Source organism: Leptolyngbya sp. FACHB-321 (assembly GCF_014695975.1).
Lineage (GTDB): Bacteria > Cyanobacteriota > Cyanobacteriia > Leptolyngbyales > Leptolyngbyaceae > Stenomitos.
In genome coordinates this window covers 1-2,887 of the sequence record NZ_JACJPI010000002.1, presented here as the reverse complement: position 1 = coordinate 2,887, position 2,887 = coordinate 1, and the positions used below count along the sequence as shown (strand labels likewise).

Sequence of the window (2,887 nt, the reverse complement as noted above, 5' to 3'; positions counted from 1 at the left end):
AAGTGCTTCTAGACTAAGCATGAGGGCAAACCAGGCATGAGATTTTGCATTTTCAGCCTATCGGGTTTGCCCCTTTCTTGTCCCAGTTCTTATCCCGAACTCAGGTTACCTATGGTTCTGAAACCAATGGAGGTGGCCCATAAAGGGGTTAAGTTTAACTTAACCCCTTTATCGCTTTGTGCCTATGTTGTTCTGGCTGCTAGGAATTTCAATCCAAAGCGCTGTCCCCCTGCCTGGTTCGGATAGACAGCGAAGCTTGCCTTTATGCTGCTCAGCAATAATCTGATAACTAATAGACAAGCCTAGCCCTGTACCTTGACCCACTGGCTTGGTGGTGAAGAAGGGGTCAAACAGCCTCTCCTTCACCACCGCTGTCATGCCAGGACCATTATCAATAATCCCGATAGCCACAGAGTTTGCACCTCGAATTTCTGTTTTAATGGTAATTTGGCTGGGATGTTGGCGCCTTTCAGTGATCGAACGCTCGCTGTCGTAGCTATGCAGCGCATCGATCGCATTACTCAAAAGATTCATAAAGACCTGATTGAGTTGCCCCGCAAAACATTCAACTAACGGCAACTCCCCGTACTGCTTAACGATTTCAATCGCAGGAGATTCAGCCTTTGTCTGCAATCGGTTTTGCAAAATTAGCAGGGTGCTATCAAGCCCTTCATGGATGTCAACTGTTTTCATCTCTGCTTCATCCAAGCGCGAAAAATTTCGGAGTGAGAGTACGATCTGACGAATGCGATCGGCTCCTAATTTCATCGAGGCGATGATTTTCGGTAGATCTTCAATCAAAAAATCTAGATCAACGCTTTGGCTGTGCTGCTCAATGGCCGCCGCTGGACTGGGATAGCACGCTTGATAGAGACGCAAAAGCGCTAGTAAGTCCTGCGTGTATTCATCCACATGCTTCAAATTGCCATAAATAAAGTTCACCGGATTGTTGATCTCATGGGCCACTCCAGCCACTAGCAGACCCAAGCTCGACATCTTCTCGGTTTGAATCAATTGAGTTTGGGCTTGCTGTAGTTCTCCAAGCGCTTGTTTCAACTTTGCAGCCTGCGCTTCCGCAATTTTAGCCAGATTCTCTTTAATCTGTAACGTACTCTGTAACTGTGCTTGCTGCTGAGTGAGTTCTTCCGTCAACTTTTTGGTGTCTGCTAAAGCTGTATTCTTCGCTTGTAACAAAAAGAGAAAATCCACGATCGGGTCATGGGTTGCAAAGTCTTTGAGTTTAATGCCTAAAGGCGTCAAACTCGCCGTGTCAGTGACCCAGGGAGAGCCTAGAAAAAAGATCATCTCTTGGTCTGGCACGTACACCATCTGACCCTTCAGCTGCATCCCATTGTGAAGCGACTCCAGCAGGAAAAGGGAGCGTGTTTGTTGCTTAATTGCGTCAAACTCTAAGGCAAGGCGTGGACGATGAAGCTGAAAATGCTGCTCTATGTGGCTACCGATTAATTCTGTCGGCATGATTCGCTGCAGCACCTCCCCAGCCTGCAAAATTTCGAGATCACGGTTGAACACGACATGAAACGGAAAGACACTAGCAAAGAGCGACGGTGGCAGGCACAGTTGAGCAGGAGACATGACTCATTCAGCTTTGCTGATATTTGATCGAAAACTCGTCGTGGTCAGCACCTTCCTCGCGGCTTTGTGTCTGCGTTACTTCCACTTCTGTATCAAAGCGGGTGCCTAACCCTTTGACCAACCCTATTACCATAGGAGCCAACCCTTCTCGCTTAGAGTGATAGTGCAGGCTCAACGCTTCTTCGGTTTGATCCGTGCAGTCAAAGGATGGCGGTTGGAGTTGAGGAAAAATCACCCCAACACGGGCATGCAAACTATCCAGGTTTTCCAAAAACTCTGGCAGATTGTCGCCGCTCATTTCCAGCATCTCGCCATAGCCTTCTTGAGCGGTGTACGTCACCCAAAATTCGCCAAAGGCTTGCATAATGTCTGCAGCCGACAGCCCTAAGATCTCGCTGGCTGCTTTGACCAACTTATGGGTCACATCATCGGGATACCCCTCCATGCTGATGAAGGTATCCATTTCTAGCGCCGCTTTTTGCTTGATCGCTTTCCAGGTGGCTTCACCGAATTGGCTACGCACCATGTCTTCGATCGCTTTGTTCACCAGTCCGTACATAGCATCCTCTGATTGATCGAACCGTTGGCTTTGGTGATAGCTTAAGATGCCCACTTTCCTTCGTCTTGCAACAGCTTAAACTAGCTCAGACAATCGCTACTGCTGCCAGTCGCACCGCAGCCATCTTGCTATCGGGGTTTGAGTATCAGCCGAACAGAAAGTACCGTTAAGCGGCTCAATCAGCGTGTACCAGTTGAACTCTCGGAAACTTAGGAACCTTAAGCCCCTGCTATGCCGTTCCTCATGGCTGTGCCAAAGAACCTAGAGTTCAAGTGGTACGTCTCATTGAGACTGAAAAGTTCTTTTTAGAACGGCTGCTAGTAAAGCCTTTCAGCCTTAACGGGAGTTTCTGTTCCGTTGCTCCTCAAGCGCCTTTCCCTTCTTTCTCTCCTTGCTCCGTTGCGGACTCTGCAACTAACCCCAAAAGTTAAACAGTGGCTAGAAACATTACTAGGCGTAGCTTTTTCTTAGTCTAGAAATCAGTCTCTTTTGTTTGGTAATCTATGCATGAGATGTGAAATTGAACCATTAATGCAGGTAGAAACCGATGGCAACCGAGCAAGAGCTTCAAGCTCTTTTTAAGACCTTAGATCGCGATGAAGACGGCAAAGTCTCCCTTAGTGAGCTGTTCTTAAGTCCTGGCTTAAGTGCAGTCCTCGAAGCCGAAACTGATACCCGTAGCCCACAGGCGTTACTAGCAAAGCACGATACAGACAAAGACGGCAAGCTTAC

3 protein-coding genes are annotated in these 2,887 nt (G+C 47.9%); 1 reads left to right on the top strand and 2 read right to left on the bottom strand.

Annotation, left to right across the window (positions count from 1 at the left end; genetic code table 11):
- Positions 1-168: 168 nt before the first annotated feature.
- Both H6F76_RS31250 and H6F76_RS00020 read right to left on the bottom strand, forming a co-directional pair.
- Positions 169-1,596 (bottom strand): ATP-binding protein, encoded by a 1,428-nt coding sequence (locus H6F76_RS31250; protein ID WP_190504823.1) that lies wholly within the window; start codon positions 1,594-1,596, stop codon positions 169-171.
- A 7-nt stretch (positions 1,597-1,603) separates the two neighbouring features.
- Positions 1,604-2,155: a heme NO-binding domain-containing protein gene (locus tag H6F76_RS00020; protein ID WP_190449478.1), complete on the bottom strand. Its 552-nt coding sequence runs from the start codon at positions 2,153-2,155 to the stop codon at positions 1,604-1,606.
- A 547-nt stretch (positions 2,156-2,702) separates the two neighbouring features.
- Here H6F76_RS00020 and H6F76_RS00015 point away from each other — a divergent pair.
- Positions 2,703-2,887, top strand: a 185-nt coding sequence (locus H6F76_RS00015) for an EF-hand domain-containing protein (protein ID WP_190504821.1), incomplete at its 3' end; no start/stop codon positions are given.

What these genes read in the sequence shown, in the direction of transcription:
- H6F76_RS31250 (WP_190504823.1), bottom strand. Translation starts at nt 1,596, where the DNA reads ATGTCTCCTGCTCAACTGTGCCTGCCACCGTCGCTCTTTGCTAGTGTC.
- H6F76_RS00020 (WP_190449478.1), bottom strand. Translation starts at nt 2,155, where the DNA reads ATGTACGGACTGGTGAACAAAGCGATCGAAGACATGGTGCGTAGCCAA.